This is a genomic window from Streptosporangium sp. NBC_01469 (assembly GCF_036227305.1).
GTDB lineage: Bacteria > Actinomycetota > Actinomycetes > Streptosporangiales > Streptosporangiaceae > Streptosporangium.
In genome coordinates, this window is record NZ_CP109465.1 from 4,257,801 (window position 1) to 4,284,224 (window position 26,424).

The following is a 26,424-nucleotide window of genomic DNA, read 5'->3' on the forward strand; positions in this document are numbered from 1 at the left end:
CACTCGCAGGATCAACCAACCCCCCAGGAGGTCCGCAGGTGGACACATCGAGAACACCGGCTGCAGCGGAGCCCGGCGAAGCCGCCGCCGCATCCGGCCAGGAAGAAAAAGTATGGCGGGCGGGCGGGCTGGAGCCGATGCCCATACGCACCCTGCCCGACGCTCCCCCGTCGATCCACATCCTCGGGCCGACGGTGTTCCTCGTCGCGCTCGGCGTGGGCATGGGCGAGTCGTACATGTGGCCCCGGCTGGTCCTGCTGTTCGGGCCGGAGATCCGGTGGCTGTTCCTCATCGGAGTCACCCTCCAGGCCGTGGTCATGCTGGAGATGGCCCGCTACGCCATGGCGACCGGGGAGAGCATCTTCTTCGGCGCCGCCCGGGTCTTCAAGCCCCTGATGTGGTTCTTCTTCGTCGTCGCGATCCTCGTCTACATCTGGCCGGGTCATCTGTCCGCGGGGGCCGCCGCCTTCGAGCAGATCACCGGCATTCCATGGCTGATCACGGCCATCGCGGGCCTGATACTCGTCGGCGTCGTCTTCAGCCTGGCGAAGGTCATCTACAACCTGCTGGAGAGCGTGCTGTCGATCCTGATCGGCACGCTCGTCGTCGGAACCGCCGTGGTGGCGGCCATGGTCGGCACCTGGGGCGACGTGGTGAGCACGATCACCGGGATGTTCGCCTTCGGCTACCTGCCGCAGCAGGCGCTCTCCGAGGCCTGGTTCCCGGTCATCGTGGGCTCGATCGCCTTCGCCGGACCGTCCGGGATGCAGCAGATGTGGTACACCCTGCATCTGCGTGACTCCGGAGCCGGCATGGGCGCCCACATCCCGGCCGTCCGCGGTCTCCGGCACGCCGGCGAGGAAGAGGCCATGCCCTCGCGCGGCTTCATGTTCGACACGAACAACCCCGAGGAGATGCGCAAGTGGAAGGGGTGGCGGCGCTGGGTCACCTTCGACGCGCTTCTGCTCTTCTGGGGCATCACGATGCTGGTCACCGTCTCCTTCACCGTGATCGCCCAGGCGGCGGCACGGAACACCCCCGGCGTCCGCACCGTGATCGAGTCGGGCGACAGGGAGGTGGCGCTGAACGCGATGGCCGACTCCTTCGCCTCCGCGGGCAGCTCGGTGCTGGGCGGGGTCTTCCTCGGCTTCATCGCGCTGATCGGGCTGAACGCCACCCTCGGCCTGTTCGACTCCTTCTCCAGGGGACAGGCGGACATGAGCTTCCACTTCGTACGCGGTGCGAAGAAGTTCGGGATGTCCCGCCTGTACGCCGGGTTCCTGTGGGGCGTCATCGCGTTCGGCATCCTGATCCTGCTGTTCGGCCCGGCCGACGGCCCGAGCGGGATCCTCGACACGCTGGCGTTCCTGTCCACGTTCGCCATGGGCGCCTACTGCGTGACGCTCCTGCTGGTGAACAACCGCATGTTGCCCAAACCGATCCGGCCGAAGATCTGGACCAACCTGATCATCGGCTTCGGGGCGGTCTTCTATCTGGGGATGCTGCTCTACAGCCTGTTCGCCTTCGGTGTGGTCGTGGGCTGAGACCGTGCCGATGCGACAAGCTGAACTCGCCCTTCCCGGGGCGCTGATCGGAGTCGTCGCCGGCGCCATGGCCGGGGGGCTGACCCTGCTCGCAGGGCAGCCCGCCGGCTGGGCCGCGATCTCCGCGGTGACGCTGGCCCTTCCCCTGGGCCTCCTCGGGGCCGGATACTCCATTCTGCTCGGCCAGAACCTGTTCAGACCGGGGCTGTTCGCCCCCGCGGGTCTCTACTGGCTGGCCGGCTTCCCCCTGGCCCGGCTGTTCCAGGAGACGACCACCAGCCTGGCCGTCTTCGGTCACGTCAGCCTGCCCGGCGGGGTGGCGGGATTCCTGGCCTACCAGGCAATGGTGAGCCTCGGCTTCGCGATCGGCTTCCTCTGGTTGCACGAGAGGCTCATGCCCCACTGGTTGATGCGCCTGAGAGAGCGCAATCCGCAGGCGCGCGAACTGTTCGCCGCCTACGTTGAGCACGCTGAGGCGCTGTGGCTCGCCAAGGAACGCCGCCGCGCACGGAAAGGAGCGCGTTGAACATTCCCACCTGGGTGTGGCTGGTCACGATCGCCGGCTTCGGCCTCGTGCTGGCCGTTGACTTCTACCTCGTGGCGCGCAACCCGCGAAAGCCCTCGTTCCGCGAGTGCACGTTCTGGGTGATCTTCTACGTGTCGCTCGCCATCGCCTTCGGCGTGGGGCTGCTGGTGGTCACGGGACCGTCGTACGGCGGCGAGTTCTTCGCGGGCTGGATCACCGAGTACTCCCTCAGCGTCGACAACCTGTTCGTCTTCCTGCTGATCATGAGCCGCTTCTCGGTGCCGGACCGCTACCGGCAGAAGGTGCTCCTGATCGGCATCGTCCTGGCCCTCCTCATGCGTGGCATCTTCATCGCCGCCGGTGCGGAGGCCGTGACCCGCTTCGACTGGCTCTTCTACATCTTCGGCGCCTTCCTCATCTACACCGCGTGGAAGCTCATCGGTCATGAGGAGGAGGAGGCGGAGTTTTCCGAGAACATCGCGCTGCGCACGGTCAGGCGGGTCGTCCCCACCACGGAGACCTACCACGGCTCGTCGCTCTCCGTGATGGTCAACGGCCGCCGTGCCGTCACCCCGATGCTGATCGTGATGGTGGCGATCGGGACCACGGACCTGCTCTTCGCCCTCGACTCGATCCCGGCCATCTTCGGGCTGACCAAGGAGCCCTACCTGGTGTTCACCGCCAACGCCTTCGCGCTGATGGGGCTGCGGCAGCTGTTCTTCCTGATCGGAGGACTGCTCGATCGCCTGGTCTATCTCAGCAAGGGCCTGTCGGTGGTCCTGGCCTTCATCGGCGTCAAGCTCATCTTCGAGGCACTTCACCACGACGGCGTCTCCTGGGCGCCGGAGATTCCCATCCTGGTCTCCCTCGGGGTCATCATCGGCACGCTGGCCATCACCACCGTGGCCAGCCTCCTCAAGTCGAGGAGCGACCGCGGCCGCACCCCGGCGGACCAGAACGGCTCCGCGGAGGATCCGGCGGCCGGTCCCACGGACCCGGTGACCGACCCCTCCGCTTCTCCCGGCGCCATCGATCCCGCCGACCCCGCCGCGAAGCGGAGCGAGGCGCACGCGGACGGCTGAGGCGCGGCCGGCCGTCGCGAGCGGGTGGTCTTCCCAGCGGAGGCCTCCCGCTCGCTCATTTGGGAACGTCGATCCCATCGGTCCGCTGCTCGGTCGCCCAGCGGCGCAGATGGCGCTCGGCGTTCTCCGCCGAGCCGTATTTCCGCATGGCCGTCGCGAGGCCGATCCCCATCATCCGGCCGTCGGCGGAATAACCCGCTGATCCAGAGGTGAGAAAGCGGAACCTGTTGAGAAACGCTCTCATCGATCATCACCACCAATTCTTTCGTTCAGTATCTGCCCTGGGTGTTTCACTCAAACGGGCCAACGGTGAATTCTGTGTCAACTGGTCCGTGAGCTGCTCGGGCCGGGTGGGAAGGGCCCCGGAACGGCCGTATCCCGTGCCGGTCCGCGCGGGGTGCCCGCGCTTTTCCGCGCCGGTCGGTACGGATTAGCCGGTGCCGGCCCGCCCGGATTAGCGCCTGCCGATCCGCTGGATTGTCAGGCTCCGGCCCGTGCGTGATCGGCCGATGCCGGTTCGTTTGATTCGTTCGATTTGTTAGTGTCGGCCCGCGGGGTCCGGAGGCCGGCCCGCATGGGTTCGTCCGCGCTTGCCCGGATGTGCTTCCCGGATGTGCTTCCTGGACATGCCTCCCGGACGTGTTTCCCCGGACGTGTTTCCCCGGACGTGCTTTCCCGGACGTGTTTTCCGGACCGGGACGCGCGGGACCGTCTCGTGCCGGATCGGATCGGCACGAGCGGGTTTCCAGCGATCAGCCCGTACCGGACCGAACCAGCACGGGAGGGGACGGCTCGCGCCGGATCGGACCAGCGCGAGCAGGGGAGCGGGGAAGGGGATCGGAATCGGCTCGCGCCGACCGGGAAGGGGCGGCTCGCGCCGGGCGCCGGAGCCGGGGGAACGGAGGGTCAGCTCGCGCTGAGCGAGCGCGGGCGCCGGCGGCGGACGGTGGGCGCGGGCTCCTCCGGCTCGGCGGGCTCGGCGGCTCGCTGCTCCAGGTAGGAGGAGCGGGTGTGCTCGGTGTGGTCGCGCATGATCTCCGCGGCCCTGGTCTCGTCGCGGGTCTCGATGGCGTCGATCAGCTGGTCGTGCTCCTCCCAGGAGGCGCGGCCGCGCTGGCGGGCCACCGGTGTGTGGTACCAGCGCACGCGGCGGGAGACCTGGGAGGCCAGCTCCGCCAGAACCGCGTTTCCGGACAGCTCGGTGACCAGCGCGTGCAGCTCGGAGTTGGCCGCCACGGAGGCGTCGATGTCGTCCGCCTCCAGGGCCCGGAGCCCGCGCGCGCACACCTCGCGCAGCCGGGCCACGCCCGCGGCGTCCGAGTTGAGCGCGGCCAGCCGCGCCGACTCGGTCTCCAGCAGGGCGCGTACGGCGAGCAGCTGGTCGGCCTCCTGCACGGTCGGCGCGTGGACGAACGCCCCGTGGCCGGGGCGGAGGTCGACCCAGCCCTCGCCGCTAAGCATCTGCAGCGCCTCGCGGACCGGCTGGCGCGACACGCCGAGCAACTCGGCGAGCTCGCTCTCCGCGAGGTGCTGACCGGGGCTGAGGCTCCCGTTCACGATGAGCTCCAGGATCGCCTCGAAAACGCTCTCCCGGAGGGTGGTCGGGCGCGGGATCTTGGGCGCCGCTCCCGAGTTCGCCAGTTCCGACCGCACCATGTCTCTTCAGCTCCAGGATGAGAAAATATGGCGGCCCCTCGTCTGGCCAGCCCATTGTCTGTTGTCGACTGCCTACAGTATACAGTTTCGGACAGAGTGCCCGTCGTGAGCCTGATCACATCACCGCTCACCCCGGAAGCGTGACCGGATGGCCAGGTTGGCGCAGGGTGGCGCTGAGGCTCGCGGCGGCCAGCACCAGGCCTGCGGCGAGGAAGAACGCCGCGGCGTGCCCGGACGAGGTCAGGGCCAGAGCGGCGAGGCCGACCCCGACGAGCCCGGCGACCGCCTTCGCACTGTAGACCACGCCGTGGATCGAGGCGGTGTGTCTCTCGCCGAAGTATTCGCGGACCAGGCTGGCGATGAGCGGATAGAACGCGCCCCCGCCCAGGCCCGCGGGCACCGTCGCCACCAGGATCATGACGGCCGACCCGGTCACCGCCCCCCAGGCCAGCAGCAGCTGCCCGAGGCAGAGCAGGGCCAGCACGGCGCTGAGCGCGCGCCCCCGTCCGGTCACCTCGGCGGCGAGCACGGCGCAGGCGCGTCCCGCTCCGTTGAGCACCAGGAGCAGGGCGACCGCCGCCCAGGGGGAGAAGCCGCCGAAGGTCGCCAGCGCGACCACGTCGAAGATGGAGACCGCCCCCGCGCAGACCAGGATCGACACCAGGGTGGGGAGCGAGCCGGTGCGCAGCGCCTGACCCAGGGAGAACTGGCGGACGGCCCGGGGCTCCCTGCGCAGCGCCACCCGGTCGTCGGCCCAGGCGCGCGGGTCGATGTGGGCGGGCCACCAGTGCGGCGGCGGCAGGCGTACGAAGGCCGCCGCCAGGCCCACCGTGGCCAGCGCGACGGCCGCCGCCACGATGAACACCGGCTGGAGCGTGTTTTCCGCGCCCACCGGGTCTCCGGGGAGGCCGGCCACCACCGCGAGCGGGGCCGTGCCATAGGCGAAGGCGCCGGTGGTGAAGCCCACCCGCGCGGCCGGGCGCTCGGGGTACCAGCGGGCGACGGCCTCGGTGCAGGAGCCGTACACCAGTCCGGCGCCCACGCCGCCGAGGAGGGCGTAGCCCGCGACGACCACGGGGAGGTCGCGGGCGAAGGCCACCGTGAGCAGCGCGGCGGCGCTGAGCGGCGCGCCGGCCCACAGCGCGACGCGGATCCCGAGCGCGCCGCGCCGCAGCAGCAGGACGGTGGGCAGGGCGACGGCGGCCTGGCAGATGATCCAGACGGCCAGTGGCGCCAGGGTCTGGGCGAGCGGCCAGCCGCGCGCCTGCGCCAGGGCGGGCACCGCCGCCGCGTAGCCGTACTGCATGGCGCCGATGGAGGCCATGGCGGCCCAGGGGAGCCAGAACATCCATGACCGGGGACGGTTGATCAGATCCTGCGGGGTGTCGCCGACGAGGTAATCGCGTCCCCGCCAGTCTCGTACGAGCTGCGTCTTCTCCATACCGTATGGAATATCCGTCGCCGGAGTCCCTGTCGAGGTCTGGACGGGTAGATTTCCATACGGTATACCGTCTACAAGAACCATATCCAGGGAGGTCGCGTGGACCTGTTCGAATACGAGGCGAAGCAACTCTTCGCGCGGCACGGGGTCCCCGTCCCCATCGGCGAGGTCGTGGCCACCCCCGAGGCCGCTCGCGCGATCGCGGCCGGTCTCGGGGTCCCGGTCGTGATCAAGGCCCAGGTGAAGACCGGCGGCAGGGGAAAGGCCGGGGGCGTGCGGCCCGCCCCCGGTCCCGCCGCCGCCGAGCAGGAGGCACGGCACATCCTCGGCATGGACATCAAGGGCCACATCGCCGAGACCGTGCTCGTGGAGACCGCCACGGTCCCGGTCGAGGAGTATTACGTGGCCTATCTCGTCGACCGGGCCAACCGGTGCTTCCTCGCCATGGCGTCCGTCCACGGCGGCATGGACATCGAGGAGGTGGCCGCGACCAAGCCCGGGGCGCTGGTCAAGATGCCGATCGACCCGCTGTCCGGGATCGACGAGGGCACCGCGCGCGAGCTGGTGACCCGCGCCGGCTTCCCCTCCGACCTGCAGAGCGCGGTGGCCGAGGTGCTGGTCCGCCTCTGGCGGGTCATGGTGGAGGAGGACGCCCTGCTGGTCGAGGTCAACCCCCTGGTCTGGACGGCGGGGAGCGCGATCCTCGCCCTCGACGGCAAGGTCAGCCTCGACGAGGGCGCGGCCTTCCGCCACGACCACGCCGCCCTGACCGCCGGGCCCGGCGACGGCGGCCTCGAGTCACGGGCCAGGGCCAAGGGCCTCAACTACGTCAAGCTCGACGGCCGCGTGGGGGTCGTCGGCAACGGCGCGGGGCTGGTGATGAGCACCCTCGACGTCGTCGCCCAGGCCGGGGAGCGCTTCGGCGGGGTCCGCCCGGCCAACTTCCTCGACATCGGCGGCGGAGCGTCCGCGCAGGTAATGGCCGACAGCCTGGAGATCATCCTCTCCGACCCCGACGTCAAGTCGGTCCTCGTCAACGTCTTCGGCGGCATCACCGCCTGCGACGCGGTGGCCGACGGCATCGTCTCCGCGCTCGGGCTGCTCGGCGACCGCGGCCTGAGCCGCCCCATCGTCGTGCGGCTCGACGGCAACAACGCCGAGGAGGGCCGCCGGATCCTCACCGAGGCAGCGCACCCCGCGGTCCGCCAGATCACGACCATGGACGGCGCCGCCGAAGAGGCGGCCAGGCTCGCCGCGGCATGAGCGGGCCGACCATCGGACACGGCGAGCCCGCCGGTCCCGCCCACGGAGGGCACGCGAGCACTGAGAGGGAGTGGCAAGCATGGCGATCTTCTTGACAGGCGACAGCAAGGTGGTCGTGCAGGGCATGACCGGCGCGGAGGGACGACGGCACACCGCCAGGATGCTCGCGGCGGGCACCGACGTGGTGGCCGGCGTCACGCCCGGCAAGGGCGGCGGCACGGTCGACTTCGCCGAGCGGGGAGTCCCGGTGTTCGGCACGGTCGCCGAGGCGATCGCCTCGACCGGGGCGGACGTCTCGGTGGTCTTCGTGCCGCCGAGGTTCGCCAAGGCGGCGGTCATCGAGGCCGTCGACGCGGGGATCGGCCTCTGCGTGGTGATCACCGAGGGCATCCCCGTCCACGACACGCTGGCCTTCTGGGGCCACGCCCAGGCGGCGGGCGGCAGGACCCGGATCATCGGCCCCAACTGCCCGGGGCTGATCAGCCCCGGCGCCTCCAACGCGGGGATCATCCCGGCCGACATCACCAGCGCGGGCCGCATCGGCCTGGTCTCGAAGTCGGGCACGCTGACGTACCAGCTCATGTACGAGCTGCGCGACATCGGGTTCTCCACCGCGGTCGGCATCGGCGGCGACCCGGTCATCGGCACCACCCACATCGACGCGCTGCAGGCCTTCCAGGACGACCCGGGCACCGACGCGATCGTGATGATCGGTGAGATCGGCGGCGACGCCGAGGAGCGCGCGGCCGCCTACATCGAGCAGCACGTCACCAAGCCGGTCGTCGCCTACGTGGCGGGCTTCACCGCCCCGGAGGGCAAGACCATGGGCCACGCGGGCGCGATCGTGTCCGGCTCGGCCGGCACCGCCCAGGCCAAGAAGGACGCCCTGGAGAAGGTCGGCGTCCGCGTCGGCAAGACCCCGAGCGAGACCGCCCGCCTGATGCGGTCGGCGCTGGCCGCGCTGGGCACGCTGGACGGGCCGCCCGCGAAGGTCTCCCTGGGAGTGGGGGAGGCGCCGTGAAGTTCGACGTCAACCTCTCCATCCTCTTCACCGAGCTGCCGCTGCTGGAGCGGCCCGCAGCGGCGGCCAAGGCGGGCTTCGACGCGGTCGAGCTCTGGTGGCCCTTCGCCGTCCCCTGCCCGGCCGACCGTGAGATCGACGCCCTGCGGCGGGCGATCGAGGAGGCCGGGGTGCGCCTGGTCGGCCTCAACTTCGACGCCGGGGACATGGCGGCGGGGGAGCGGGGCCTGCTGTCGCGGCCCGACGGCTCGGCCAGGTTCCAGGCCAACGTCGACGTCGCGGTGGGCCTGGCCGGAGCGCTCGGCTGCCGGGTGCTCAACGCCCTCTACGGCAACCGGGTGGCCGGGCTGTCCTCGCGGGCCCAGCGCGACCTGGCGCTGTCCAACCTGTCCCTGGCGGCGAAGGCGGCGGCGGGGGTCGGCGCCACGGTCGTGGTCGAGGCGCTCAACTCCTACGAGAGCCCCGACTACCCGATCACCTCCTCGGCCGCGGCCCTCGAGGTGATCGACCAGGTGGGCGCGGGCAACGTGGCCTTCCTCGCCGACCTCTACCACCTGCACCGCATGGGCGAGGACGTGCTCACGCTCATCGACCGGAGCGTCCACCGGTTCGGCCACGTCCAGATCGCCGACGACCCCGGCCGGGGGCAGCCGGGCTCCGGAGCCATGCCGTACGACCAGATCTTCGAGTGCCTGGAGACCTCGGGATACCGAGGCCACGTCGGGCTCGAATACCGCCCCACCGGCCCCAGTGCCGAGAGTTTCGGCTGGAGGAACGCTTGACCTCCCCACCGGCTCCACAGGGCACACCACCGGACCGCGCGCGGCGACCGGCCGCGCTTTCCGCCCCCGGGCCGCGGCCCAGGGTCTCCACCTTGGAGGTATTCGATGAACGCTGAGAGAGGGAGGAGCGGTGAGCCGCTCATGAACATCGGATTCATCGGCCTGGGGATCATGGGCAGCCCGATGGCGGCCAATCTGGTCAGAGCCGGGCACACCGTCGTCGGCTACGACATGAGCGCCGAGCGGATGGACGCCCTCGCGGTGGCCGGCGGCAAGTCCGCGGGCAGCGTGGCGGAGGCCATCGCGCAGGCGGAGGTCGTGATCACCATGTTGCCCGACTCCCCCCAGGTGGAGGAGGTGGCCTTCGGCGACGACGGGCTGCTCCAGCGAGGGAGGGAGGGGCTGATCCACATCGACATGAGCACCGTGCGGCCCGAGACCTCCCGCAGGGTCGCGCAGGCCGCGGCCGTCAAGGGCATCAGGGCGCTGGACGCGCCGGTGAGCGGAGGGGAGCGCGGCGCGGTCGACGGCACCCTGTCGATCATGGTCGGCGGGGACGCCGTCGACTTCGCGGCCGTACGCCCGCTCCTCGCGGTCGTCGGCACGACGATCGTGCACGTGGGTCCCGCGGGGGCGGGGCAGACCGTGAAGGCCGCCAACCAGCTCGTCGTCGGGGGCATCTACGGCCTGGTCGCCGAGGCGATCGTGCTGCTCGAGGCCTCGGGGGTCGATCCCGGCAGCGGGCTCGACGTCCTGGCCGGAGGGCTGGCGGGTTCCCGCATCCTCGACCTGAAACGGCACTCCATGATCAGGCGCGAGTTCGCGCCGGGGTTCCGGATCGACCTGCACCACAAGGACATGGGCATCGCCATCGCCGCGGCGCGGGAGGCGGGCGTCTCACTCCCGCTCACCGGGCTGGTCGCCCAGCTCGTCGCCGCGGCCCGTGCCCAGGGGCACGGCTCCCTTGACCACTCCGCCCTGCTCAAGGTGATCGAAAGGATCAACCAGTGAAGCGGATCCCCTGCATGGAGGCCGTGGTGGCCGTCCTGGAGTCCGAAGGCGTCGACACCGTCTTCGGCATCCCGGGCGCGGCGATCCTCCCGCTCTACGCGGCGCTCCAGCACAGCGACATTCGCAACATCACCGTCCGCCACGAGGAGGGAGGCACGCACGCCGCCGACGGCTGGGCCCGGGTCACGGGCAACGTCGGCGTCTGCATCGGCACCTCGGGCCCGGCGGGCACCAACATGATCACCGGCCTCTACACCGCCCTCGCCGACTCCATTCCCATGATCTGCATCACCGGGCAGGCGGCGCGCGACAAGCTCCACCAGGAGGCGTTCCAGGCGGTCGACATCGTGGAGATCGCCAAGCCTGTCACCAAGTGGGCGGTCCAGCTCAAGGAGCCGGCCCAGGCCCCGTGGGTGTTCAGGGAGGCCTTCAGGATCGCCAGGTCCGGGCGCCCCGGCCCCGTCCTGATCGACCTGCCGATCGACGTGCAACGCGGCACCTGCCTGTACGACAGGGAGATCGACACCCCGCTCCCGGTGGAGGTCCCGCAGCCCAGGCCCCTGGCGATCCGGGCGGCGATAGACCTGCTCATGGGCGCCCAGCGGCCCCTCATCCTGGCCGGCGGAGGGGTCGTCATCGCCGACGCCGACGCCGAGCTGCGCGCGCTCGCCGAGCACCTGCAGATTCCCGTCCAGGTGACGCTGATGGGCAAGGGCGCCTTCCCCGAGGACCACCCGCTGTTCGCCGGCATGGCGGGCATCCAGACCCAGACGCGCTGGGGCAACGCGGCGCTGCTGGAGAGCGACCTGGTGCTGGCGGTGGGTGCCAGGTTCGGCGACCGGCACACCGGTGACCTCGACACCTACCGCCGGGGGCGCAAGTTCATCCACGTCGACATCGAGCCCACCCAGATCGGCAAGGTCTTCGAGCCCGACCTGGGCGTGGTCGGCCACGCCCGGCCCACGCTGGCGGCGATGGCGGGGGAGGCGAGCAGCCGCACCAAGGCCCGCCGTCCGGGACGGTGGCCAGCGCGGGTCGCCGAGCTGCGCGGCACGCTGCTGCGGCGCGACGACTTCGACGACGTGCCGATCAAGCCGCCGAGGGTCTTCCGGGAGCTGAACGACTTCTACGGGCCCGACACGACGTTCGTCACCGCGATCGGCCTCTACCAGATCTGGTCGGGGCAGTTCCAGAAGACCTACCTCCCGCGCCGCTACCTCGTCTGCGGGCAGGCCGGGCCGCTGGGCTGGGAGGTGCCCGCCGCGATGGGCGTCAAGTGCGCCTATCCGGAGCGGCAGGTGGTGGCCGTGGCGGGCGACTACTCCTTCCAGTTCCTGATGGAGGAGATCGCCGTCGCCGCCCAGTACCGCATCCCGTTCGTCATCGTGATGATCAACAACGAGTATCTCGGGCTCATCCGCCAGGCCGAGATCCCCTATGACATGAACTACGCCGTCGACCTCCACTACGGCGAGGGCGGGGTCGACCACGTGAAGCTCATGGAGGCGTTCGGCTGCCCGGCCCGGCGCGTCGAGCTGCCCTGCGAGATCGGCGACGCGCTGGCCTGGGCGAGTGCCGAGTCGGAGCGCCGGCAGCTCCCGGTGCTGGTCGAGGTCATGGTCGAGAGAGAGGCCAACGCGGCCATGGGCCCCTCACTCGACGCGATCAAGGAGTTCGAGCCGCTGCCCGAGCAGGAGCTCGCCCTGGCCATCGACTGGTCCGACTGAGGAGACAGCCCATGTCACCCATACTCAAGCCGGGGTCGGCCTGGTCCGACGCCTACGAACGGTGCGTGTCGGCGGCGCCCCAGGCCTTCCACGACGACCGGGTGCTCAACCACTGGGGCGGCTTCTGGCAGCGAGACGGCCGCCCGGAGCCCGCTGCCTCGCCGGTGGACGGCACCGCCATCGCCGGCCCGCCCCGCCTCGACAGGGCCACCGCCCTGCGCGCGGTACGGGCCGGTCTCGACGAGCACCGGCTCTGGCGCCACGTGCCGCTCGCCGAGCGCAAGGCGCGCGTCACGGCGGCGCTGGAGGCGATGACCGCCCACCGCGACCTGCTGACCCTGCTGCTGGTCTGGGAGATCGGCAAGCCGTGGAAGCTGGCCGCGGCCGACGTCGACCGGTGCATCGAGGGGGTGCACTGGTACGTCGGCGAGATCGACCGGATGGTCGGCGGGCGCGTCCCCCTGGGCGGCCCGGTCAGCAACATCGCCAGCTGGAACTACCCGATGAGCGTGCTGATGCACGCCATGCTCGTGCAGGCCCTCGCGGGCAACGCGGTCATCGCCAAGGCGCCCACCGACGGCGGTCTGGCCTGTCTCACCCTCGCGACCGCGCTCGCCGCCCAGGAGGGGCTGCCGTTCACCCTCGTCAGCGGGGGAGGCGCCGAGCTCTCCCCGGCGCTGGTGCGCGGCAAGGAGCTGGGCTGCGTCTCCTTCGTCGGCGGGCGCGACGCGGGCGGGCAGGTGGCCACCTCGCTCGCCGACCTCGGCCACCGGCACGTCCTGGAGCAGGAGGGGCTCAACTGCTGGGGGGTGTGGGAGTACGGCAACTGGGAGCTGCTGACCGGGCAGATTCGCAAGAGCTTCGACTACGCCAAGCAGCGGTGCACGGCCTACCCGCGGTTCGTGGTGCAGCGCTCGCTGTTCCACGAGTTCCTGGCCGCCTACCTGCCGGCGGTCCGGTCGGTGCGCTTCGGCCACCCGCTGGCCGTGGAGGGGCCCGACGACCCGCCGCCCGACCTCGACTTCGGCCCGCTGATCACCAACGCCAAGGTCAAGGAGCTCGCCGACCAGGTGGACGAGGCGGTGGCCAAGGGCGGGGTCCCCCTGTACCGGGGCTCCCTCGACGACGGGCTGTTCCTTCCCGGCCAGGACACCTCGGCCTACCTGGCGCCCGTCGCCATCCTCGCCCCGCCGCGCTCGTCCCCGCTCTTCCACGCCGAGCCCTTCGGGCCGGTCGACACGATCGTGCTGGTCGACACCGAGGCCGAGCTGCTGGCCGCGATGAACGCCAGCAACGGCGCGCTGGTCGCCACGATCTCCTGCGACGACGAGGAGACCGTCAGGCGGCTGGCCCCGGAGGTGCGGGCGTTCAAGGTGGGGGTCAACGCCCCCCGCTCGCGCGGTGACCGGGAGGAGCTGTTCGGCGGTCTCGGCGCCTCCTGGCGGGGTGCCTTCGTCGGCGGCGAGCTGCTCGTCCGGGCCGTCACCCAGGGGTCCGACACCGAGCGGCTGCCGGGCAACTTCCCCGGCTACACCCTCCTGCCCACGTCCCGCTGAAGGCCGAAAGAGAAGAAGGTGTCAGAAGGCGCCGAAGCGGTCGGCGGCGAGCAGGATCAGGAAGGTGAGCAGCACGACGCGCAGGAGACGCCCCCCGGCCCCCAGGGACGGCCACGACATGTAGGCGAGCCAGCCGACGAACCCGATCACCGGAAGCACGGCGACGCCGCCCCAGAAGGACGGCACCGCGAACCCGGCCAGGAGAAGGACCACCAGCACCACCGGGGCGATCCACCGGGGGAGCTGGAACAGGAAGACGAGCGGGGCCGCGCTGCGCTGCTCGACCTTCCGCCGCAGCCCGGTCGCCCCCGGCGTGAAGAACTGCTCACCCGGGGGCAGCGGGCGCCTGCCCTGCCTGGGGCGGGGCTGTGCCAGCGGGTGTGCGGGGCGTTCCTCGCGCTTGTCGGCCACGAGTCGAGCCTAACGCCACCGCGCCCGCCGCAACATGCCCGGAGCCCGGGGCCGTCCACGGTGCCGGGGCGCCGCGGGCGGCCGGTGGGGGGACGTGAACAGGTGCGTGCGGCCCTGGACACGTCTCAAACCCGGCCGCCCGCGGTGCCGGGACACCGCGGGCGGTCCGCGGGGGGAGGTGAACGAACGCGCGCCGTCCTACGGGAGGTCGCGATAGCGCTTCGCCGCCGCGAGGTCGCCACGCAGTTCCTCGGCGGTCCTGCGCGGCCCGTAACCGGGGGTGTCGCGCTGGATGCGCCACCCCTCGCTCAACGGCCCCGCGTCGACGGTGTCGAAGCCGAACTGGTCGTAGAGCCTGGTCGCGAACGCCTTCGCCTCGGCGTCGTCACCCGCTATGACGAGCGCCCGGCGGTTCGGGGCTCCAGAAGGAAGGGCGTCGTCGGCGAGGTGCGCCGCCAGGATGTGGTTGAAGGTCTTGACCACCTTGGACGTCGGCAGGTGCGCCTGCAGCAGCTCCGCCGTCGTGGTGGACTCGTCCTCCAGCTCGGGGATCACCCCGTCCCGCTCCGGATAGTAGTTGTTCGTATCAAGGACGATCTTTCCGGCGAGCGGTTCGACCGGGACCTGCCGGTAGTTGCGCAGCGGGACCGTCACAACGGCCACGTCCGCCGCCTGCGCCGCCTCTGCGGCGGTCGCCGCCCTGGCACGCGGGCCGAGCTCCGCGATGAGCTCGGCCAGCGTCTCCGGCCCCCGCGAATTGCTGATCACCACGTCGTAGCCGTTCGCCACCGCGTGCCGGGCGACCTGGCTTCCGATGAGACCCGCGCCGATGATGCCAAGAGTTGTCATGTTCACCGGGAACCCACGAGGTTCAGCGAGTATTCCGGGCGAGGGCGAGGGCGAGGGCGAGGGCGAGGGCGAGGGCGAGGGCGAGGGCGAGGGCGAGGGCGAGGGCGAGGGCGAGGGCGGACACGGGCGCACGGTCGTCCGCCCGTCGTCCAGGAGCGGGACCGGGCTCTGGCATGCTGGGCGGATGCTTGCTCTCATCCGCTACATGGTGCCCCCGGGCCAGACCGAGGAGTTCACGCTCCGGGCCCACGAGATCGTCGACACCCTGGCCGGACAGCCGGGATATGTGCGCGGCCGGGTGTCGAGGTCGGTGGACGAGCCGGAGCTGTGGGCGCTGGTCAGCGAGTGGGAGGGCGCCGGGTTCTACCGCAGGGCGCTGGGCGCGGCGCGGATGGCGATGTATCCGCTGATGACGCTCATGATCAACGAGTCGAGCGCGTTCGAGGACGTCGAGCGCCCCTGACGTCCCGCCCGTGGGTCCCCGTCGTCCCCCGCCGGTCCCTGTGGGTCCCCGTCGTCCCCCGTGGGTCCCCGTTGTTCCGGGGAAGCTTTGCCGGGGCGAGGCGGGCGGCGTGGTTTAACCGCACGTCCCGCAGGTCCGTCTCCCCTAAGCTGGAGACTCAATCAATTCCTCGCCGACCTCCAGCCGGATGGAGATTCTCCCTTATGGCACGCCGTACGGACATCATGGACACCATCGTCAGCCTCGCCAAGAGGCGCGGTCTTGTGTATCCCTCCAGCGAGATCTACGGCGGCCTGCGCGCGTCGTGGGACTACGGTCCGCTGGGCGTGGAGCTCAAGAACAACGTGAAGCGGCAGTGGTGGAAGACCGTGGTGCAGGGGCGTGACGACGTGGTCGGCCTCGACTCCTCGGTGATCCTCGCCCGCGAGGTGTGGCAGGCCAGCGGCCACGTGGAGACCTTCACGGACCCGTTGACCGAGTGCCAGTCGTGTCACAAGCGCTACCGGGCCGACCACCTCGAAGAGGCCTACCAGGAAAAACACGGCAAGCCCGCGGCGGGCGGCCTGGCCGACATCACCTGCCCCAACTGCGGCACCAAGGGCGCCTTCACCTCGCCGAAGCAGTTCAGCGGCCTGCTGAAGACCTACCTCGGCGCGGTCGAGGACGAGTCGGGCCTCGCCTACCTGCGCCCGGAGACCGCCCAGGGCATCTTCATCAACTACCTCAACGTGCAGCAGTCGGCGCGTAGGAAGATCCCGTTCGGCATCGGCCAGATCGGCAAGTCGTTCCGCAACGAGATCACCCCGGGCAACTTCATCTTCCGCACCCGCGAGTTCGAGCAGATGGAGATGGAGTTCTTCGTCAAACCGGGCAGCGACGAGGAGTGGCACCAGTACTGGATCGACGAGCGCTTCCGCTGGTACACCGACCTCGGCATCAACAAGGACAACCTGCGCATCTACGAGCACGCGCCGGAGAAGCTGTCCCACTACTCCAAGCGGACCGTCGACATCGAGTACCGCTTCAACTTCACCGGCACCGAGTGGGGTGAGCTCGAGGGCATCGCCAACCGCACCGACTTCGACCTGACCGCGCACGGCAAGGCCTCCGGCACCGACCTGAGCTTCTTCGAGCAGGACACCGGCGAGCGCTACGTCCCGTACGTGATCGAGCCGGCCGCCGGTGTCGACCGCGCCACACTCACCTTCCTGATCGACGCCTACACCGAGGACGAGGCGCCCAACGCCAAGGGCGTCATGGAGAAGCGCACGGTCATGCGCCTGGACCACCGGCTCGCGCCGGTCAAGGTCGCGGTGCTCCCGCTGTCGCGCAACGCCGACCTGTCGCCCAAGGCCAAGGACCTGGCGGCCCAGCTCCGCCGCCGGTGGAACGTCGAGTTCGACGACGCGGGGGCGATCGGCCGCCGCTACCGCCGCCAGGACGAGATCGGCACGCCGTTCTGCATCACCGTCGACTTCGACACCCTCGACGACCAGGCGGTGACCATCCGCGAGCGCGACTCGATGGCCCAGGAGCGGGTGGCCCTCGACCAGGTCGACTCCTACCTCCGTCAGTACCTCAACGACTGAGGTCCCCCCGCCCGACCGGCCACGGCCGGCGACCCCCGCACCCGGGGGTCGCCGGCCGTCGTCGTTCCCCTCGGCAGAGTTCCCCGGCCCGGCCCCCGGCCCGGCCCCCCGGCCCGGCCCCCCGGCCCGGCCCCCCGGCCCGGCCCCCCGGCCCGGCCCCCCGGCCCGGTTCTCCGACCGGGCCTCTCCCGCCCGTCACCTCTCATGCCCGTCACCTCCACAGCGGCTCCCCTCCCGGCCCGTCTCCGCCCCGGCGGCTCCCGGTGGTTTCCCCGGTGACTCCCGCCGGGAGCCGCCGGGAGCTGCCGAGAGCCGCCGGGGCGAAAGATGAGATAAAAAGCGGGCTTACAGCGGTTTTCGGAGGCCTTTGATGACATCAGGGTGATCGTTCGTTCAACGAAGGGGAGAACGATGGCGCGCGTATCACCTTGGAAGGCCGTACCGGGGGTGGTGGCCCTCGGCGGGGTCGTCTTCCTGCTCACGGGAAGTGCCGCTCACGCCGACCCGCGACCCGCCCACGACGCGATCGAGCTGCGGCTGCTCGTCGACGACTGTCCCGCCTCGACCTCCGCGATCGCCCCGTGACCGAGTACGCCGAGCACGTGAGGGAGATCCCGTCCGGAACGGACGGCGGGGCGGAGAGGGCGGAGAGGGCGCCGGAGAGCGCCGTGCTGGGGCGGGCGCTGTTCGAGGTCAAGCGGGTGATCGTCGGTCAGGACCGCATGGTCGAGCGCCTGCTCGTCGCGGTCCTCGCCCGGGGGCACTGCCTCCTGGAGGGGGTTCCCGGCATCGCCAAGACGCTGGCGGCCGAGACGCTCGCGGGCGTCGTGGGCGGTTCGTTCGCCCGGATCCAGTTCACTCCCGACCTGGTGCCCGCCGACATCGTCGGCACCCGTATCTACCGGCCGTCCACGGAGAGCTTCGACACCGAGCTGGGGCCCGTGATGGCCAACTTCGTGCTCGCCGACGAGATCAACAGGGCTCCGGCCAAGGTCCAGTCGGCGCTGCTGGAGGTGATGGCCGAGCGCCAGGTGAGCATCGGTGGGCGCACCCACCCGGTGCCCGCTCCGTTCCTGGTCCTGGCGACCCAGAACCCGATCGAGTCCGAGGGCGTCTACCACCTGCCGGAAGCCCAGCGGGACCGCTTCCTGATGAAGATCGACGTGGGGTACCCGAGCGAGTCGGAGGAACTCGCGATCCTCTACCGGATGAGCACCGGCCGGCCGGTCTCCCGGCGGGTGCTCGATTCACCGAGGCTGCTGGCGCTCCAGGCCGCCGTGGACGACGTCTTCGTCCACCACGCCGTCGCCGAGTACGCGGTCCGGCTGGTGTACGCGACCCGGGAGCCCGCGCGGTTCGGGCTGGCGGACGTCGCACCGCTGCTGGCCTTTGGGGCGAGCCCCCGGGCGACGCTCGGCCTGGTCGCCGCGGCCCGCGCGCTGGCGCTGCTGCGCGGGCGTGACTACGTCCTGCCCGAGGACGTCGCGGACCTGGCCGGCGACGTGATCGCGCACCGGCTGGTGCCGTCGTTCGACGCGCTGGCCGACGACGTCCCCCCGCGGCGGATCGTGGACCGGGTGGTCGCGGCGATTCCGATGCCCAGGATCGCCCCCGGGCAGGGAGAGGCGGCCTGATGCGGCACCTGCTGTCCGAGCGGGTGCTCCGGCGGCTGGAGCTGACGGTCGTCAGACGCCTCGACGGGCTGCTCCAGGGGGATTACCGGGGGCTGACCCCAGGCCCCGGTGGCGAGCTCGCCGAGGCGAGGCCGTACGCGCCGGGTGACGACGTGCGCAGGATGGACTGGAACGTCACCGCCCGCACGACGGAGCCGCACGTGCGCGACCTGATCGCCGACCGGGAGCTGGAGACCTGGGTGCTGCTCGACGCCAGCGCCAGCATGGACTTCGGCACCGCGCTGATGGAGAAGCGGGAACTCGCGCTCGCCGCCGTCGCGGCGGTCGGTTTCCTCACCGAGCGGACGGGCAACCGCGTGGGGGCGCACCTCCTGCACGGCGGTGAGGTCCGGCGGTTCCCCGCCAGGAGCGGGCGGCCGCATCTCATGGCGCTGCTCGGTGAGGTGTTCTCGCTGCCGCGTACCGAGCCGGGCACCCCGGCGCCGCGCGTCGGCCCGGCCGCCGACGACCTCCGCCGCGTCGTGCGCCGCCGCGGGCTCGTGGTCGTCGTCTCGGACTTCCTCGATCCCCCGGAGACCTGGGAGCGGCCGTTGCGCCATCTCGCACTCCGCCACCAGCTCCTCGCGGTGGAGGTCGTCGACCCCAGGGAGCTGACCCTGCCCGACGTGGGCGTGCTCACCCTCGTCGACCCGGAGACCGGCCGCCGCAGGGAGATCTCCACGGCCGGAGGCCGTCTCCGCGAGCGCTACGCCGAGGCCGCCGCGGGGCAGCGGGCGGCCGTCGCGACCGCCCTGCGCCGGTCGGGGGCCGCGCACCTGCGTCTCGGCACCGATCGGGACTGGGTCCGCGACCTGGTCCGTCATGTCGTGCTCCAGCGCCGCCTGGCGCGGGCCCGCGGGGCGAGTGGTGCGAGAGGTGCGAGAGGTGCGAGAGGTGGTGTGGCATGACGTTCTTGTCACCCGTCTGGTTGTGGCTGCTGGTGCCCGCCCTGGTGATCGCGATTCTCTACGTGGTCATGTACCTGCGGCGCAGCCGGTACGCGCTGCGGTTCACCAACCTGGACCTGCTGGACAAGCTGGCGCCCAGCAGGCCGGGATGGCGCAGGCACGTGCCCGTCACGGCGTTCATGGGGATGCTGGTGCTCCTCGTCGTCGGGTTCGCGCGGCCGACGGCCGAGATGCGGGTTCCGAGGGAGCAGGCGACGATCATCGTGGCGTTCGACGTCTCCGCGTCGATGCAGGCCACGGATGTGGCGCCCAACCGGTTCGCGGCGGCGCGGCAGGCCGCGCGGCGGTTCGTCGCGGACCTGCCCCCTCGGTTCAACCTCGGCCTGGTCACGTTCTCGTCCTCGGCCTCGGTGAGCGTGCCGCCCACCGCCGACAGGGCGGCGGTGCTGTCCGCGATCGACCGGCTCACCACGGACTCCGGCACGGCCATCGGCGAGGCGGTGTTCTCCTCCCTGGACGCGATCGACACCCTGGAAGGTCTGGAGGGCGGGGACCGGCCGCCCGCCCACATCGTGCTGATGTCCGACGGGTCGAGCACCATGGGGCGGTCACCGGAGCTGGCGGCACAGGAGGCGGTCTCCCGGCGCGTGCCGGTCTCGACCATCGCGTACGGCACGTCCGAGGGCACGATCCAGATGGGCGGCCGGGAGACCGCGGTGCCGGTGGACGGCCCGGCGCTGCGCGAGCTGGCCGAGAGTACCGGCGGAGGTTTCTACGAGGCGGCCTCCGGCGGCGAGTTGCAGGCCGTCTACGACGACATCGGCAGCTCGGTGGGCTACCGGACCGAGCGGCAGGAGATCTGGCCGTGGTTCGTCGGGGTGGCCCTGCTCGGCGCTGTCGTGGCGGCCGGAACCTCCCTGTTCTGGTTCTCGAGGATCCTGTGAGGAGTCGGCCATGGTGACATCACACGATCGGCCCCCGGGTCTCGGGCGGCCCCGGGGGCCCGGTTTCGCACCGGGGGACCCGCCTTCGGCCGCGCAGCCGGAGGCGACCGGCCCGCCACCGGGCCCGGCGGCCACCGCGCGGAGGGCGGGGGCGGGACGTGTCCTGGTCGCCGCGGCGCTCGTCGCCATGGTCACCGGTGGCGTGGCGGGCGTCGCGGGGGCCCGGCTGACGGAAGAGGAGCGGGCGGCTCCCGTGGCGCTGCCCCGGTCCACCGCGGGCCCGGTCGGCCCGTCCGCCTCGGCGGGTGTCGCGGGCGGTCTCAGCGGCACGGCGGCGAAGGTGCTGCCGAGCGTCGTGTCGGTCGAGTCCGGCCGGGGCTCGGGCTCCGGCTTCGTGATCGACGGCGCCGGGCACCTGCTCACCAACGCGCACGTCCTGGCCGGTGGTACGAGCGTCACCGTCGTGCTCAGCGACGGGCGGCGCCTGCCCGCCACCGTCGTGGGCACCGACGAGGCGTACGACCTCGCGGTGCTCAGGGTGGACGACGCCCGCGGGCTGGTCCCCGCGGAGCTGGGGAGATCCGCGGACGTCGCGGTGGGTGACCAGGTGCTGGCCATCGGTTCCCCGCTGGGCCTGGCGGGTACGGTCACCGGCGGCATCGTGAGCGCCCTCGACCGTCAGGTGAGGCTGGGCGGGGGCGGGCAGACCGCGTTGCAGACCGACGCCTCCATCAATCCCGGCAACTCCGGAGGCCCGCTGGTCAACGCCCGGGGCGAGGTGATCGGGGTCAACACCGCGATCGCGACGCTCTCGCGGCGGGGGGCCGGGTCGATCGGCATCGGCTTCGCCATCCCGATCGACAGGGCGGCACCTGTCGCCGAACGGATTATCCGGGAGTGACCGGAAGGAGGGGAACGAAGGGGAAGGGAAGCGCGGTATGGCGGTGGCATCCGCGTTTCCGGCCGTACACGACCTAGGTTCGTACTATGCGACTGCTCGTTGTCGAAGATGAGGAAGATCTGGTCGACGCCCTGCGGGTGGGGCTCGTCCGGGCCGGGTACGCGGTCGACGTCGCCTACGACGTGGCCCAGGCGCGAGAGAAGCTCCAGGTCAACTCGTACGACCTGGTTCTTCTCGACCTCAACCTGCCCGGAGGGGACGGCTTCGAGGTGTGCCGGGCACTGCGCGGCACCGACCAGGGCCAGGCCGTGCGGATCATCATGGTGACCGCGCGGGACCGGCTGGACGACCGGGTCAGGGGGCTGGACGAGGGCGCCGACGACTATCTGGTCAAACCGTTCGCCTTCCCCGAGCTCCTGGCCCGCGTCCGTGCGCTGCTGCGCAGGGAGCCGGGTGGCGGCACGGCGATCCTGCAGGTGGGTTCACTGCGGCTGGACACCTCCCGGGTGGAGGCTCACTCGAGCGGGCGCGAGCTGGGACTCACCCCGAAGGAGTTCGGGGTCCTGCACTACCTGATGACCCGCCCCGGGCACGTCGTCTCCGCCGAGGAGCTGCTGGAGCACGTCTGGGACGAGCACACCGACCCGTTCACCAACACCGTGCGGGTGACGGTGGGAAACCTGCGGCGCAAGCTCGGAGCCGACGCCGTGATCGAGACCGTGGTGAGCAAGGGCTACCGGCTGCGGGAGGACACGTGAGGCTCTCCTTCGTGCAGACGATCCGCTTCCGGTTGACCGTTCTCTACTCCAGCCTGCTGTTCCTGCTCTCCGCGCTGGTCATCGGCCTGTTGTACGTCGCCGTGGCCAGGAGCGCCGAGGAGCGGCCCTACACCGTCCAGCAGGCCAAGCTCTACAGCGTCGACACCGAGCGCTACGTGGGCAAGGCACCCGTCGTCGAACTCGCCGAGGTCGAGAACGCGGTGAACCTGCTCACCCTGCGGACCCTGCGCGACTACTCGCTCCTCACCCTGGGCGGGCTCTTCCTGGCGAGCTTCGGCATCGGCTGGGTGCTCTCCGGCCGGGTGCTGCGCCCGGTGCGCTCGATCACCAGGGCCGCCGCCGAGATCCAGGGCACCGACCTGTCGCGGCGGATCCTGCTCACCGGCCCGAAGGACGAGCTCCGCGACCTCGCCGACACCGTCGACACCATGCTCGGCCGCCTCGAGGGCGCCTTCCTGGCGCAGCGGCAGCTCATCGACGACGCCTCCCACGAGCTGCGCAGCCCGCTGGCCATCATCCGGGCCAACGTGGACGCCGTCCTCGCCTCGCCCGACAGCACCGAGGAGGAGCGGATGCGCGCGGTGGCCATCGTGGACCGGGCCACCACCCGGATGACCCGCCTGGTCGAGGATCTGCTGGCGACCGCGCGCCGGTCCGCGCCCGCGCTGGCCGATGCCGAGGTGGACGTGGGGGCGCTGGCCGCCGAGGCGGCCGAGGAGTTCACCACGCTCGCCGCCGGGCGCGGGCTCTCGATCCGCAAGGTGCTGCCCGCCGGGCTGCGCGGGGTGGGGGACCACGACGCCCTGCGCCGGGCCGTGGGCAACCTGCTCTCCAACGCGGTACGGCTCGCGCCCGGCGGGAGCGAGGTCGTCGTGGCGGCGGGCGGTACCGGGGACTGGATCTGGGTGGCGGTGCGCGACGCCGGGCCCGGGGTGCCCGAGGACGACCACGCGCGGGTGTTCGACCGTTTCTGGCGCGGCCAGACCAGCCGCCGCGACCGGCACAGCGGGCTGGGCCTGGCGATCGTCCGCCAGATCGTGGAGTCGCACGGCGGGCATGTGCGGCTGTTCTCCCGGCTGGGCGCGGGGAGCGTGTTCGTGCTGTGGCTGCCGTCCGGAGAGGGCCCCGCGGAGGGGGAGGTTCCCGACCTGAACCCCCTCGCCGAAGCGGGCCTGGCGGGTCGCTGAACCGGCCGTGAACGGGGTTGAATGCCAGGGAAATTGGTTTATACCAATTGGTGTAAACCAATTTTCAAAGTGATCTATATCATCATGTATTTGGGCTTGATTTGAATTGGATTAGACCGGTTTACATGCCCTGAGCTGCGATAATGCTGTGTCACCTGGTGAGTGCCGTTTCGTTGCCTTGTTCGTCGGTAGAGTCCGGAGAGAGGCGGAACCAGACGTCGTTTTGAAGTCGCAGAAGGAGCAACCGTGCCGAAGTACGTTTACGACTTCACCGAGGGCAACAAAGATCTCAGGGATCTGCTCGGCGGTAAGGGAGCAAACCTCGCCGAGATGACCAACCTCGGGCTGCCGGTGCCCCCCGGCTTCACCATCACCACCGAGGCCTGCCGCAGCTTCCTCGCGAACGGGACCCTTCCCGAGGGGATGCAGGAGGAGGTCTCCGAGCACCTGGCCGCCCTGGAGAGCGCGATGGGCCGCAGGCTGGGCCAGGCCGACGATCCGCTCCTGGTGAGCGTGCGCTCCGGGGCCGCGTTCTCCATGCCCGGCATGATGGAGACCGTTCTCAACATCGGGCTCAACGACGACTCGGTCCACGGGCTGGCCAAGCAGGCGGGCGGCAACGAGCGCTTCGCCTGGGACTCCTACCGGCGCCTCATCCAGATGTTCGGCAAGACCGTCCAGGGCATCGACGGCGAGCTCTTCGACAACGCCCTGGAGGAGCTCAAGGACGGCCGCGATGACCTGGAGCTGGAGGCGGCCGACTTCAGGCGCCTGGTCGCGACGTACAAGGAGATCGTCCACGCCAAGACCGGCGAGGACTTCCCCGCCGACCCGCACCTGCAGATGCGCATGGCGGTGGAGGCCGTGTTCGCGTCGTGGAACGCTCCGCGCGCGGTCCTGTACCGCCGCCAGGAGCGCATCCCGGCCGACCTGGGCACCGCGGTCAGCGTCTGCTCGATGGTCTTCGGCAACTGCGGCATGGACTCCGGCACCGGGGTGGCCTTCACCCGTGACCCCGGCAGCGGCCAGCAGGGCGTGTACGGCGACTACCTGCAGAACGCCCAGGGCGAGGACGTGGTCGCGGGCATCCGCAACACCATGCGGCTGCAGGAGCTGGAGGGCATCGACAAGCTCGTCTACGACGAGCTCATGCGGACCATGAAGACGCTGGAGGACCACTACCGCGACCTGTGCGACATCGAGTTCACGGTCGAGCGCGGCAAGCTCTGGATGCTCCAGACCCGGGTGGGCAAGCGGACCCCGGGCGCCGCGTTCCGCATCGCCGTGCAGCTCGTCGACCAGGGCGTGATCGACCTGGACGAGGCCGTGACCCGCGTGACCGGCGACCAGCTCGCCCAGCTCATGTTCCCCCGCTTCGCGGAGGACTCCGGCAACAAGGTGATCGCCAGGGGGATGAACGCCTCGCCGGGCGCGGCCGTCGGCAAGGCCGTCTTCTCCACGGCCAGGGCCGTCGAGCTCGCCGCACAGGGAGAGGCCGTCATCCTGGTCCGCCGCGAGACCAACCCCGACGACCTGGCCGGGATGATCGCCGCCCAGGGCGTGCTGACGAGCCGCGGCGGCAAGACCTCGCACGCCGCCGTGGTCGCCAGGGGCATGGGCAGGACCTGCGTCTGCGGCGCCGAGGAGCTGGAGGTCTCCGCCAGGGACCGCGCGTTCACCACGGCCTCCGGCCTCGTGGTCTCCGAGGGCGAGGTCATCTCCATCGACGGCACCAGCGGGGCCGTCTACCTCGGCGAGGTGCCGGTGGTCCCCTCCCCGGTCGTGGAGTACTTCGAGGGCTCGGGCGACGAGGACGACGAGCTCGTCCGCGCCGTGCACCGGATCATGTCCCACGCCGACGAGGCGCGCCGGATGGCCGTGCGCGCCAACGCCGACACCGGCGAGGACGCCGCCAGGGCGCGCAGGTTCGGCGCCCAGGGCATCGGGCTCTGCCGCACCGAGCACATGTTCCTCGGCGAGCGCCGCAGCCTGGTCGAGGACCTGGTGCTGGCCAACTCCGCCGAGGAGCGCGAACGGGCCCTGGCCGCGCTGGAGCCGCTGCAGAGGGAGGACTTCACGAAGATCTTCCAGGCGATGGAGGGCATGCCCGTCACGATCCGCCTGATCGACCCGCCGCTGCACGAGTTCCTGCCCGACTACACCGAGCTGTCGGTGAAGATCGCCGTGGCGGGGGACGCGGCGGAGGAGAAGGACCGCAGGCTCCTGGTCGCGCTCAAGCGGCTGCACGAGGAGAACCCGATGCTGGGCCTGCGCGGCGTGCGGCTCGGCCTGGTCATCCCCGGCGTGTTCGCCATGCAGGTCCGGGCGATCGCGGCGGCGGCCAAGGCCGTGCCCGGCAGCCGCCCGGAGATCATGATCCCGCTCGTGGCCGCCGTCCAGGAGCTGGAGCACGTCAAGGACGAGGCGCGGCGGATCCTTGAGGAGACCGGCGTCGACGCGCTGATCGGCACGATGATCGAGGTGCCCCGCGCGGCGCTGACCGCCGGGCAGATCGCCGAGGCCGCCCAGTTCTTCTCCTTCGGCACCAACGACCTGACCCAGATGACCTGGGGCTTCTCCCGGGACGACGTCGAGGCCGCCTTCTTCTCCAGGTACCTGGAGCTGGGTGTCTTCGGCGTCTCCCCGTTCGAGACCCTGGACCGCGACGGCGTCGGCAGGCTCGTCGAGATCGCCGTCGAGCAGGGCCGCGCGACCCGTCCCGACCTGAAGCTGGGCATCTGCGGTGAGCACGGCGGCGACCCCGACTCGATCCACTTCTGCCACGATGCCGGTCTCGACTACGTGTCCTGCTCGCCGTTCCGCATCCCGGTCGCCCGCCTGGAGGCCGCCCGCGCCACCCTGGTGTGCGGCGGCTCCGACACCCGCTGACCCTCACGGCCGGCACCCTGACTTCGCGGGGTGTCGCCTCCGGCGCCGCCGGAGGCGACACCCCGCGGAGCCGGTTCCCGCGGCCCGCCCCACCCTCACCGGGGCGGCCGCGGGCCCGGTGAACGCCCCACCCGCGCGGTCGGGGAACGGCGGTCACGTTCGGCGGCTCCGAGAAGGAGACGATGGCCACCCCCGCGCGGTCGGGGAACGGCGGTCACGCTC

The 26,424-nt window shown here is 71.2% G+C and carries 24 protein-coding genes; 19 read left to right on the forward strand and 5 right to left on the reverse strand.

Annotation, left to right across the window (positions count from 1 at the left end; translation table 11 throughout):
- Positions 1–38 precede the first annotated feature (38 nt).
- The 3 genes from OG587_RS19090 to OG587_RS19100 are packed head-to-tail and all read left to right on the forward strand — an operon-like array spanning position 39 to position 3,152.
- Positions 39–1,544, forward strand: a complete 1,506-nt coding sequence (locus tag OG587_RS19090; protein WP_329092126.1) for an Nramp family divalent metal transporter — start codon at positions 39–41, stop codon at positions 1,542–1,544.
- 10 nt (positions 1,545–1,554) lie between these two features.
- Positions 1,555–2,070 (forward strand): hypothetical protein, encoded by a 516-nt coding sequence (locus tag OG587_RS19095; RefSeq protein WP_329092128.1) that lies wholly within the window; start codon positions 1,555–1,557, stop codon positions 2,068–2,070.
- Positions 2,067–3,152: a TerC family protein gene (locus OG587_RS19100; protein ID WP_329092130.1), complete on the forward strand. Its 1,086-nt coding sequence runs from the start codon at positions 2,067–2,069 to the stop codon at positions 3,150–3,152. Before OG587_RS19095 ends, OG587_RS19100 begins: the two co-directional genes overlap by 4 nt.
- 55 nt (positions 3,153–3,207) lie before the next feature.
- Here OG587_RS19100 and OG587_RS19105 read toward each other — a convergent pair whose 3' ends face one another.
- The 3 genes from OG587_RS19105 to OG587_RS19115 form a co-directional block, all read right to left on the reverse strand.
- Entirely contained in the window at positions 3,208–3,396 is a 189-nt protein-coding gene (locus OG587_RS19105) for a hypothetical protein (protein WP_329092132.1), read from the reverse strand.
- Between the two features lie 662 nt (positions 3,397–4,058).
- The gene (locus OG587_RS19110; protein WP_329092133.1) at positions 4,059–4,808 is read right to left on the reverse strand and encodes a GntR family transcriptional regulator; all 750 of its coding nucleotides are present in this window, start codon (positions 4,806–4,808) and stop codon (positions 4,059–4,061) included.
- A gap of 127 nt (positions 4,809–4,935) precedes the next feature.
- Positions 4,936–6,249 carry an MFS transporter gene (locus OG587_RS19115; protein WP_329092136.1) on the reverse strand — a complete coding sequence of 438 codons (1,314 nt, stop codon included), beginning with the start codon at positions 6,247–6,249 and terminating at the stop codon, positions 4,936–4,938.
- A 99-nt stretch (positions 6,250–6,348) separates the two neighbouring features.
- Here OG587_RS19115 and sucC point away from each other — a divergent pair, with 99 nt between their 5' ends.
- The 6 genes from sucC to OG587_RS19145 all read left to right on the forward strand — a co-directional run bounded on the left by sucC (position 6,349) and on the right by OG587_RS19145 (position 13,609).
- Entirely contained in the window at positions 6,349–7,512 is a 1,164-nt protein-coding gene (gene sucC, locus OG587_RS19120) for an ADP-forming succinate--CoA ligase subunit beta (RefSeq protein WP_443075588.1), read from the forward strand.
- Between the two features lie 79 nt (positions 7,513–7,591).
- Positions 7,592–8,533 carry a succinate--CoA ligase subunit alpha gene (gene sucD / locus OG587_RS19125; RefSeq protein ID WP_329092138.1) on the forward strand — a complete coding sequence of 314 codons (942 nt, stop codon included), beginning with the start codon at positions 7,592–7,594 and terminating at the stop codon, positions 8,531–8,533.
- The gene (locus OG587_RS19130) at positions 8,530–9,315 is read left to right on the forward strand and encodes a hydroxypyruvate isomerase family protein (protein WP_329092140.1); all 786 of its coding nucleotides are present in this window, start codon (positions 8,530–8,532) and stop codon (positions 9,313–9,315) included. Before sucD ends, OG587_RS19130 begins: the two co-directional genes overlap by 4 nt.
- A gap of 141 nt (positions 9,316–9,456) precedes the next feature.
- A complete protein-coding gene (locus OG587_RS19135; protein WP_329092142.1) occupies positions 9,457–10,326 on the forward strand; it encodes a 2-hydroxy-3-oxopropionate reductase in 870 nt (289 codons plus the stop codon).
- A complete protein-coding gene (gcl, locus tag OG587_RS19140; RefSeq protein WP_329092144.1) occupies positions 10,323–12,053 on the forward strand; it encodes a glyoxylate carboligase in 1,731 nt (576 codons plus the stop codon). The genes OG587_RS19135 and gcl overlap by 4 nt, the downstream gene beginning before the upstream one ends.
- 11 nt (positions 12,054–12,064) lie before the next feature.
- Positions 12,065–13,609 carry an aldehyde dehydrogenase family protein gene (locus OG587_RS19145; RefSeq protein ID WP_329092145.1) on the forward strand — a complete coding sequence of 515 codons (1,545 nt, stop codon included), beginning with the start codon at positions 12,065–12,067 and terminating at the stop codon, positions 13,607–13,609.
- Between the two features lie 21 nt (positions 13,610–13,630).
- On the opposite strand, the gene OG587_RS19150 is transcribed toward OG587_RS19145, so the two are convergent.
- Together OG587_RS19150 and OG587_RS19155 are read right to left on the reverse strand one after the other, a co-directional pair.
- Complete coding sequence (locus OG587_RS19150) at positions 13,631–14,020, reverse strand: DUF6703 family protein (protein ID WP_329092147.1); 390 nt, start codon at positions 14,018–14,020, stop codon at positions 13,631–13,633.
- 198 nt (positions 14,021–14,218) lie between these two features.
- Positions 14,219–14,875 carry an NADPH-dependent F420 reductase gene (locus OG587_RS19155; RefSeq protein ID WP_329092149.1) on the reverse strand — a complete coding sequence of 219 codons (657 nt, stop codon included), beginning with the start codon at positions 14,873–14,875 and terminating at the stop codon, positions 14,219–14,221.
- Positions 14,876–15,053: 178 nt separating this feature from the next.
- On the opposite strand from OG587_RS19155, the gene OG587_RS19160 reads away from it, so the two are divergent.
- The 10 genes from OG587_RS19160 to ppdK all read left to right on the forward strand — a co-directional run bounded on the left by OG587_RS19160 (position 15,054) and on the right by ppdK (position 26,202).
- Positions 15,054–15,332, forward strand: a complete 279-nt coding sequence (locus OG587_RS19160) for an antibiotic biosynthesis monooxygenase family protein (RefSeq protein ID WP_329092151.1) — start codon at positions 15,054–15,056, stop codon at positions 15,330–15,332.
- Between the two features lie 203 nt (positions 15,333–15,535).
- Positions 15,536–16,921 (forward strand): glycine--tRNA ligase, encoded by a 1,386-nt coding sequence (locus tag OG587_RS19165; RefSeq protein ID WP_329092153.1) that lies wholly within the window; start codon positions 15,536–15,538, stop codon positions 16,919–16,921.
- A 411-nt stretch (positions 16,922–17,332) separates the two neighbouring features.
- Positions 17,333–17,506, forward strand: coding sequence for a hypothetical protein (locus OG587_RS19170; RefSeq protein ID WP_329092155.1), 174 nt, complete (start codon positions 17,333–17,335; stop codon positions 17,504–17,506).
- Positions 17,503–18,555 (forward strand): AAA family ATPase, encoded by a 1,053-nt coding sequence (locus tag OG587_RS19175; RefSeq protein WP_443075589.1) that lies wholly within the window; start codon positions 17,503–17,505, stop codon positions 18,553–18,555. The genes OG587_RS19170 and OG587_RS19175 overlap by 4 nt, the downstream gene beginning before the upstream one ends.
- The gene (locus tag OG587_RS19180; protein WP_329092158.1) at positions 18,555–19,502 is read left to right on the forward strand and encodes a DUF58 domain-containing protein; all 948 of its coding nucleotides are present in this window, start codon (positions 18,555–18,557) and stop codon (positions 19,500–19,502) included. The genes OG587_RS19175 and OG587_RS19180 overlap by 1 nt, the downstream gene beginning before the upstream one ends.
- A complete protein-coding gene (locus tag OG587_RS19185) occupies positions 19,499–20,446 on the forward strand; it encodes a VWA domain-containing protein (protein WP_329092160.1) in 948 nt (315 codons plus the stop codon). Before OG587_RS19180 ends, OG587_RS19185 begins: the two co-directional genes overlap by 4 nt.
- Before the next feature lie 10 nt (positions 20,447–20,456).
- Positions 20,457–21,347 (forward strand): S1C family serine protease, encoded by an 891-nt coding sequence (locus tag OG587_RS19190; RefSeq protein ID WP_329092162.1) that lies wholly within the window; start codon positions 20,457–20,459, stop codon positions 21,345–21,347.
- Between the two features lie 86 nt (positions 21,348–21,433).
- Complete coding sequence (locus OG587_RS19195) at positions 21,434–22,105, forward strand: response regulator transcription factor (RefSeq protein ID WP_329092164.1); 672 nt, start codon at positions 21,434–21,436, stop codon at positions 22,103–22,105.
- Positions 22,102–23,313, forward strand: coding sequence for a sensor histidine kinase (locus tag OG587_RS19200; RefSeq protein ID WP_329092166.1), 1,212 nt, complete (start codon positions 22,102–22,104; stop codon positions 23,311–23,313). Before OG587_RS19195 ends, OG587_RS19200 begins: the two co-directional genes overlap by 4 nt.
- Before the next feature lie 246 nt (positions 23,314–23,559).
- Positions 23,560–26,202, forward strand: coding sequence for a pyruvate, phosphate dikinase (gene ppdK / locus OG587_RS19205; RefSeq protein WP_329092168.1), 2,643 nt, complete (start codon positions 23,560–23,562; stop codon positions 26,200–26,202).
- Positions 26,203–26,424 lie beyond the last annotated feature (222 nt).

Bases quoted from the DNA above. Each gene is read 5' to 3' on its own strand.
- OG587_RS19095 (WP_329092128.1), top strand. From the start codon at position 1,555: ATGCGACAAGCTGAACTCGCCCTTCCCGGGGCGCTGATCGGAGTCGTC.
- OG587_RS19105 (WP_329092132.1), bottom strand. From the start codon at position 3,396: ATGAGAGCGTTTCTCAACAGGTTCCGCTTTCTCACCTCTGGATCAGCG.
- OG587_RS19110 (WP_329092133.1), bottom strand. From the start codon at position 4,808: ATGGTGCGGTCGGAACTGGCGAACTCGGGAGCGGCGCCCAAGATCCCG.
- OG587_RS19115 (WP_329092136.1), bottom strand. From the start codon at position 6,249: ATGGAGAAGACGCAGCTCGTACGAGACTGGCGGGGACGCGATTACCTC.
- sucD (WP_329092138.1), top strand. From the start codon at position 7,592: ATGGCGATCTTCTTGACAGGCGACAGCAAGGTGGTCGTGCAGGGCATG.
- OG587_RS19135 (WP_329092142.1), top strand. From the start codon at position 9,457: ATGAACATCGGATTCATCGGCCTGGGGATCATGGGCAGCCCGATGGCG.
- OG587_RS19145 (WP_329092145.1), top strand. From the start codon at position 12,065: ATGTCACCCATACTCAAGCCGGGGTCGGCCTGGTCCGACGCCTACGAA.
- OG587_RS19160 (WP_329092151.1), top strand. From the start codon at position 15,054: ATGCTTGCTCTCATCCGCTACATGGTGCCCCCGGGCCAGACCGAGGAG.
- OG587_RS19165 (WP_329092153.1), top strand. From the start codon at position 15,536: ATGGCACGCCGTACGGACATCATGGACACCATCGTCAGCCTCGCCAAG.
- OG587_RS19170 (WP_329092155.1), top strand. From the start codon at position 17,333: ATGGCGCGCGTATCACCTTGGAAGGCCGTACCGGGGGTGGTGGCCCTC.
- OG587_RS19180 (WP_329092158.1), top strand. From the start codon at position 18,555: ATGCGGCACCTGCTGTCCGAGCGGGTGCTCCGGCGGCTGGAGCTGACG.
- OG587_RS19185 (WP_329092160.1), top strand. From the start codon at position 19,499: ATGACGTTCTTGTCACCCGTCTGGTTGTGGCTGCTGGTGCCCGCCCTG.
- OG587_RS19190 (WP_329092162.1), top strand. From the start codon at position 20,457: ATGGTGACATCACACGATCGGCCCCCGGGTCTCGGGCGGCCCCGGGGG.
- OG587_RS19195 (WP_329092164.1), top strand. From the start codon at position 21,434: ATGCGACTGCTCGTTGTCGAAGATGAGGAAGATCTGGTCGACGCCCTG.